This window comes from Desulfobacter sp. UBA2225, assembly GCF_002348205.1.
Classification (GTDB): Bacteria; Desulfobacterota; Desulfobacteria; order Desulfobacterales; family Desulfobacteraceae; genus Desulfobacter; species Desulfobacter postgatei.
Map to the genome: position 1 here is coordinate 1 of NZ_DDYV01000071.1, position 7,658 is coordinate 7,658.

General features: G+C 45.4%; 7 protein-coding genes. 6 read left to right on the forward strand and 1 reads right to left on the reverse strand.

Features of this window, described 5'->3' with window-relative positions; all coding sequences use genetic code 11:
* Window positions 1–106: 106 nt before the first annotated feature.
* From fliD to B3D59_RS03840, 4 genes are all read left to right on the forward strand, one after another.
* A complete protein-coding gene (gene fliD / locus B3D59_RS03825; RefSeq protein ID WP_286817795.1) occupies window positions 107–2,050 on the forward strand; it encodes a flagellar filament capping protein FliD in 1,944 nt (647 codons plus the stop codon).
* Between the two features lie 89 nt (window positions 2,051–2,139).
* Entirely contained in the window at window positions 2,140–2,622 is a 483-nt protein-coding gene (fliS, locus tag B3D59_RS03830; RefSeq protein ID WP_286817796.1) for a flagellar export chaperone FliS, read from the forward strand.
* A gap of 25 nt (window positions 2,623–2,647) precedes the next feature.
* Complete coding sequence (locus B3D59_RS03835) at window positions 2,648–3,049, forward strand: hypothetical protein (RefSeq protein ID WP_286817797.1); 402 nt, start codon at window positions 2,648–2,650, stop codon at window positions 3,047–3,049.
* A gap of 33 nt (window positions 3,050–3,082) precedes the next feature.
* Complete coding sequence (locus B3D59_RS03840; protein ID WP_286817798.1) at window positions 3,083–3,481, forward strand: flagellar protein FlaG; 399 nt, start codon at window positions 3,083–3,085, stop codon at window positions 3,479–3,481.
* Window positions 3,482–3,513: 32 nt separating this feature from the next.
* Here B3D59_RS03840 and B3D59_RS03845 read toward each other — a convergent pair whose 3' ends face one another.
* Window positions 3,514–3,678: a hypothetical protein gene (locus tag B3D59_RS03845; protein ID WP_286817799.1), complete on the reverse strand. Its 165-nt coding sequence runs from the start codon at window positions 3,676–3,678 to the stop codon at window positions 3,514–3,516.
* 555 nt (window positions 3,679–4,233) lie between these two features.
* Between B3D59_RS03845 and B3D59_RS03850 the strand changes: the two genes are divergently transcribed.
* Entirely contained in the window at window positions 4,234–5,355 is a 1,122-nt protein-coding gene (locus tag B3D59_RS03850) for a FlgD immunoglobulin-like domain containing protein (protein WP_286817800.1), read from the forward strand.
* A gap of 109 nt (window positions 5,356–5,464) precedes the next feature.
* The gene (locus B3D59_RS03855) at window positions 5,465–7,486 is read left to right on the forward strand and encodes a flagellar hook-basal body complex protein (RefSeq protein ID WP_286817801.1); all 2,022 of its coding nucleotides are present in this window, start codon (window positions 5,465–5,467) and stop codon (window positions 7,484–7,486) included.
* Window positions 7,487–7,658: the final 172 nt, after the last annotated feature.

The window sequence follows — 7,658 nt, forward strand, 5'->3', positions numbered from 1 at the left end:
TCTTATCGGGTAATCGCATAAAAAATTATGTTTTTTATGCGATTACCCGATAAGAGTATCAATTAACAGCAAGTAAAATGCACATTTAATTTTATGGAGAAGCACCATGGCAACAGGATCAATCACATCATTGGGAATAGGGTCCGGCCTTGACCTTCAGGATATTATTGATCAGCTCAAGGGGGTGGATGAATCCCGTATCACCGCCAAGCAGAAGAAACAGACCAAACTCCAGACCCAGGTGGACGCCTATAATACCGTTAATGCCAAACTTTTTTCCATCAAATCGGATGCGCTGAACCTATCCCTGGCATCCAATTTTTTGGGCAACCGTGTTTCCATATCGAACGAAGATATCCTCTCTGCTACGGTGGGGGATGGGTATGACGCCTCTTCCTACAGTCTTGAAGTCTCACAGAAAGCCCAGAGAAATTCCTGGGCGTCCACGGCTGCGGCCGGCAAAACAGATGCCCTGTTCAATGAACCCGGATCCGGGATATCGGATACAGATACCACCGCGGTCACAATTCTGGGGGCTGGTGTCGCCTTGACAGATGAGGTGACATTAAGTGCCGACACGTTGGTTGGCGCAGGCTCCACAATTGCTTCCGGATCGACACTTTCAGCAGGAACTGTTTTAACGACTGATATTATTAATAATTCCGGTACGACTATTGTAGCAGGAACGACCCTGTCAGTGGATACTGTTATACAGGGTGATACTCTGTTACAAGAGGATATGACCCTTAGGTCCGGTTCTATACTGGAAGCTGATTCGATGTCCCCACCCCTTTCCATTTATTATGGTGCCGACGGCGACCAGAAGCAGATCGACATTAACCTGGATCCCGGCATGTCATTTGAAAAAATCATCGATGCCATCAATAACTCTGCCGACAATACCGATGGAGATGGAAACCAGATGCTCACGGCTTCCATTGCCAGTAATGACAACGGCGAGTACTATGTCCGGCTTTCACCCACTTCCGGGGGAAACACGGAAGATTCGCAGATCAGCGTTTCCGGATTTGACTGGGTGGCGGCGGATACCACTGTGGGTATCACCCAGGGAGACCGCACCATGTACTTAACCGTTGCTCCCGGCACCACCTATCAGGGGATGGCGAAACTTATCAACGACGCTGAAGACAACCCCGGCATCACCGCAGCCATTATCAATAACGGAGACACTGACAACCCCTACCAGCTGACCCTGATCGCCGACAAAGCCGGCGAGAAGGCCAGAATTACCCTGAGCAATTTTGATGAATTAACGGAAGTGAACGGGGCCGGAGGGCAATCTTTGAATGCCGAATTTACGGTGGACGGCATTTCTTATTCCCGCCAATCCAACAGCCGGATTGACGACGTCATCGACGGCGTCACATTTGAGCTGAAAAGTGTCGGGGAAACAACACTGGACATTGAAGTCAGTCACGATACCGTTAGAGAAGATCTTTTGTCCATGATCAAGGGGTTCAATGACCTTGTCTCCTATATTACCGGCACCGGCGCAGACTCTTCGAACACGGAAAGCGAAACCGAGGAGGATGCCGACAATCCCTTTGAAAGCTCAAGCAGCGCCAGGCGGATTGTTGCTCAGCTCAAATCCCTTTTAACCAAAAACATTGATCTGGATAGCGCTTACACGAGCCTGATCGACCTGGGGCTTGACATCGCCAAGGACGGTACGATCAGTATTGATGAAGATACCCTTGACGAAGCCATTACCAACGATCCAGATGCGTTGAGAACGCTGTTTTTGGGGGATGAGGATAAAAAAATTACCGGAATAGCCGATGTCATCAATGATGCCCTGTCGGAAATGGTCAGTTCAACCGGCATCGCCTCCACTGAAATTGATGAAGCAGAAGCAAAAATCGACCGGCTGGACCAGGACATCTATAACGAGACCGCCCGGTTGACAAAAAAATATGAAATCATGTCAGCAGAGTTTAGACGGCTGGATACCTATATCAACCAGCTGAATTCAGAAGCCGCCCTGCTGACGTCGTTGTTTGACTCATTCAGCACATCAGGCGATGATTAATAATTCTCAATCAGGGCTGAAATATTCTCAAGAAAAATTTTGAATGGTCGATTCAAATAAATAACAATAACGGAATTCAGGAGATTTGAATGGCAGCTTATCAGCAATTACACACCTATTTGAACAATCACTATGAAGGCATGGATCCCGAGCAATTGATACTGTTGCTTTTCAAAGGAGCCCTGACCCGCATGAAACTGGCCAGGGAAGGTATTGAAGAGGGGAACATTCAAAAAAAGGGAGAAAACCTTTCAAAAGTTATTGCCATCATCTCAGAGCTCAACGCCTCTGTTGATCCGACAATGACGGATGAATCCACCCGGTTTTTAAGGGGTATTTACACGGCCATTCTGACGGAACTGCCAAAGGTAACCTTAAACAATGATTTAAAGACCCTTGACCGCGCCGAAGCCTATATGTCGAGGCTTAAAGAGATGTGGGAAACCGATGTCATGGCAAAAAAACAGGCGCCACCCACTGAAATTGTAAAAAATACGGCCCCAAAACCCTCTTTTCAATCGGCGTTCAATCCAGACAGAGCGAAGACAACGTTCCAGGCAATTTGCGTTTGACAGATAAACAGGATATTTCATAAATATGAAAAAAAATTTTAAGGCAGTAGAACATACGTTAAATCGGCTGTACGATATTCAGGCAGATCACCTTGCATCTTTTGACGAACAGGCCCTGCCCGACCTTGAACAGCAGTCTGCAGAACGGGATATTGAAGTTTCCAGACTGATAAGGAACGTCGATATATTGGTTAAACAGCTGGAAATCGAAACCGGGGCCGAAACGGAATCAATGCTGTTTTTTTTGAATGATCGCGTGACAGGACTCCTTGACCAGAACAGGGCCCTTGAAGTAAAAGTAAAAGCTGTCAGAGACAATATTAAAAACCGTATGAAACAGCTATCCAAAGGAACGTCGGTGATCGGTTCATACCGATCTTCGGCAGCTGCTGCATACACGCCAAAAGTTATCAGTATTACCAATTAATAAGGATGGCAGGATGATAATAAGGATGGCAGGATGAAGATCAACGATATAAATATGGCTTTGAAATCTGTGGAGCCCAAACTGGTGGACCCAAAACCGATGGCACCGCCACCGGTGGAACCGGATACCCCTGCCTCTGAACCGAATAAAAACGAGGCGCTGGATCAGTCCCTGGCAACCGCACAAAAAGAGGAAGAGTCTCCGCCTGCCGAAGAGATAAAAGAACTTGCAGAGACCCTGAATGAATACATGGATGATCTTCAAACGGATCTGGGTTTTTTCATGCATGAAAAATTGAACCATCAGGTGATAGTGGAGATTAAAAACAGAAAGACAGATGAACTTATAAAACAAATTCCCTCCGAGGAACTGGTGATGATAAAGGAAAAAATGGCGGAACTGACAGGGCTTCTTTTTGATACAAGTATATGATTTCAGTATCCGAATCATTTTTTGACACGGATTCAAAAGTCATAGGCTGGAAACGTAAAATCATTCTTCACACCTTTATTCATATGATCCTTCAAGGTCTTTTCTGCGCTTACATCTGCTTTTAATCCTTGCTTTTTCCCCTTTACGACATCAAACCAGGATTTGATGTCATCATTGATACATTCGGGCTTGGTCATAACATCGGCCACAGCGTAGCCACAGCGTAGGTTGGGTTGAACGAAGTGAAACCCAACAACTTATCGGCGTTGGGTTTCGTTCCTCAACCCAACCTACCAAAAATTCGGATGGCCTAAAATATGACCAAGGCCATACATTCTTTTCAGCAATTAACAGGCAAATTCTTCCGAGCATTAAATTTTGTATCGCCCTAAGGGGATATTTCCCCGGTGAAATAGGTAAAAATTTCCATGTGTAAAGAACGGAATGCTGGCGCGTTAATCTTATATGAGGTAAAATGATGAATATTTATATCATAAGATTGTTTCTATGTTTATATAATTTAAAAAGACTATATATCTATTATACGCAAACATTTAAAGAATTAATCATGTGAGATTTTTTATTAATTTTTGTCTGTGATGCGTCTATGCAATTCGTTTAGGCACCTTTCTTGGTTTTAATTAAGATCAGGATAAGATCAGGACAAGACTATAGTAAGACCGGGAAAGGTCTCTTTGGCACTTTAAAGCATTGACCCAACCATTATTAATAACAGCTAGAAGGAGGCAGGTATGTCTGATAACTCGATCCTTTCGTCACTGGTTAGCGGCTATGAGGCTTATGATACTCAGGCGACCTCAAAAAGTGACACCGCCAAGACAACTTCATTGGGCACCGAGGATTTTTTAACTCTTTTGGTGGCCCAGCTTGAAAATCAGAACCCCCTTAATCCGGCAGATACGAATCAGTTCACAGACCAGCTGGCCCAGTTCAGCCAGGTTGAACAGCTCATCAATGCCAATGACAAACTTGATGAAATGGTGACGGGTATTAAGGGTACAAAAAAAAATGTTGATGCCAATTCATTTGTAGGACGCACCGTTACGGCAACCGTAACCTCAATGACCATTGATAACGGCGCTGTAACTTCCGGGTTTTATGAGGTTGATAAGCCTGCTGAGGTAATTGTGTATGTGTATGATGCCAATGGAACAAAGGTGGCTTCATTGTCACAGGGGGAGGTTAAGGCCGGCTCATATCTGATCTCCTGGGATGGTACGGATGATGCGGGTAACAGTCTGGAGAACGGAGAATATTCCTACGTGGTTATGGCCAATTCCGGAGACGGGTACAAAGAGGTAAAATCCCATCTGTCCGGAACCGTGGATGCCGTGTCGTACCAGAACGGAAAGGGATACCTGGTGATCAACGGTGTGTTGGTGGATCCGGAGGATGTTACCACCGTAAGCTCGTCTTCCTCTTCCTCCTCGTCTTCGAGTGATTCGACCTCCATTATTGAATACCTTGGCACCACGGTATCTTCCAGTTATCCAATTATCCAGGTGGAACACGGCAAGGTGCAGGGGGATGCATTAAGCTTCAACCTTACCGCTGCGTCCGATGTCACGGTGACAATATATAACGCCGATGATGAAAAAGTTGATACCATTGAAATATCTGCTGATCAGGCAACTGGCGGAGAAAATAAAGTCACCTGGGACGGGCTGACAAACAGCGGGCACATGAATTCGGACGGGCTTTATTATTATACGGTTAAAGCGAATACGGGAAGCGCCTCCACCGCCATTTCCGGAGAGGTAAGTGCCATCAGGTCTGTTGACGGCACCCAATACCTTGAAATTGGAGATACCGGACGTCTGGTTTCTCTATCAAGTATAACTTCTGTTGAATGAACAATGAAAAATGTGAGTATTGAGTATTGAGGAAACAGCTTATTGTAATCTCACAACTCACAACTCACTACTTTCATATAAAAACTTTACATAAACTGAGGAGAACCCCATGTCATTAAACAGTTCCCTTTATGCAGGCACCAGCGGCCTGGGCAACACCGGTAATGCGCTTCAGGTCACAAGTAATAATATTTCAAACATGAATACAATCGGGTTTAAAAAGGGAACCGCCAGCTTTGCGGACACCCTTTACCAGACCATCGGCACCAATGCCGGTGTTTCCCAGGTGGGGCTGGGTATGAATGTTGACAAGGTTGCCCAGGTGTTCACCGATGGCGCCCTTCAAACCACAAGCAATGCAACTGATCTTGCCATTGGCGGGGATGGGTTCTTTATTGTTTCCGATGCCGGGTCTGATAAAACCTACTATACAAGGGCCGGTAATTTTTCATTTAATCAAAGCGGTGCGCTTGTCACTTCCGGAGGGCATATTCTCCAGGGCTGGTATGTTGAAGGGGATACCGGAGAGGAATACGGGGCCATTACCGATCTGATATTGACCGAGTTTACAAGTCCGCCGGATGCTACCGAGGAAATTACCGTAATTACCAACCTGGATTCCGATGCCAAGTCCAAATCCATGGTTTTGTCCAACCTGTTTAAATATGATGAGAAAAACGGCACCACAGTGAATTCGCGTGGTTATGAATACCAGACCGTGGTCACGGCCTATGATTCCCTGGGTTCCTCCCATGAAGTCACCATCTACTACGATAAAAAATCCGGTACCGATTGGGAATACATTGTTACTTGTGATCCTGATGAAGACAAACGTTCCCTTGTGACGAATACGGACGCTGCCGGACTTTTGGCAAGGGGGACCATTTCCTTTTCCGAAAGTTCAGGTAAAATCGTTTCCATAACCATGGAAGAACTCACAGGACTGATTGGCAACGCTGAAATAGTCGGAAACAATACCTTAAAAGGTGTTCATTTTGAAATTGAAAATTCCGATGCCATTCAACAGGATGGTTACGGATTCTCAATGTCATATGCTGATGCCACTGGCTGGACCCTTGATACGGTGCCCGTTGCTTACTTAGCTGACGCAACTGTTATCTATTCTGATGCGAAAACCATTTATATCGATCTTGATGGAGACAGCGAAACGGATTTAAAAATTTCCCTGGATGAAAATGCCATAGACGATACCCTCTCCTTTGATATTAACGATCCCAGCGCATTCCATATCCAGGATATTCAAAATGTGGTTTACGATGTTAATACTTCCAACAACACGACCCTCTCTATTAACGATGCCAGTGTAATGACAACATCTGAAAAGGGTATTAAAATTAATTATGATTCTGTTTTAGGAACCTGGTCTATAACATCGAACGCATACCTTGATGCAAAGATTTATGGCGATGCCACACGCTGTTACATTGACCTTGATGATTCCGGCGGTGAGGGTGACACGGAAGATATTGTCTTTACGTTTAAAAAAGACCTTATGGGGGATAGTTCAATCCAATTTGATATTGAAGGCTCGACTGCATGGCGCACAGTGACAAGCGATGAGGCCGAAGATACGGGATATTACCAGTTTACGGCGGATTTTTTCGGCGGCGAGTTCGGCGTAACAGAAACCGACATCTCATTTAATATCGGGTCAAAATTTAACGGTAACAACTGGGTGAATAATTCGTTATCTTCCACCCAGTACGCCAAAGCTTCTTCCACCATATACCAGGATGCAGACGGTTATGCATCAGGGGACCTCACGGGTATCGGGGTACTGTCCGACGGCCTGGTCTCCGGTACCTATTCAAATGGTCAGGAGATCGCATTATTCAAGATCGCCCTGGCAGACTTTAACAATCCAAACGGCCTTAAAAATGAGGGTGGCAATCTTTATTCAGCCACAACAGACAGCGGGGCGGCCATCACCAATAAACCCGGGCAAAACGGGCTTGGCACCCTGTCATCCTATGCTCTTGAAATGTCCAACGTGGATATTTCCGAGGAATTTGTTTCAATGATCGAACTGCAGACCGCCTATGAGGCCAATGCTAAAATCATCACCACCGTGGATGAAATGATGAGCACGGTCATAGGTATGAAGCGATAGCAACGTATTTTAATCACAGGAATATGGGGGCCCCATGAGCAGTCTTAACGCCATATTAAATACTGCGTCCAATGCCATTACGGCCTACCAGGCGGCCATCAGCGTAACAGGCCAGAATATTGCCAACGCGAATAATGATGCTATAGTCATCATTATTCGCGTTGGCAATATT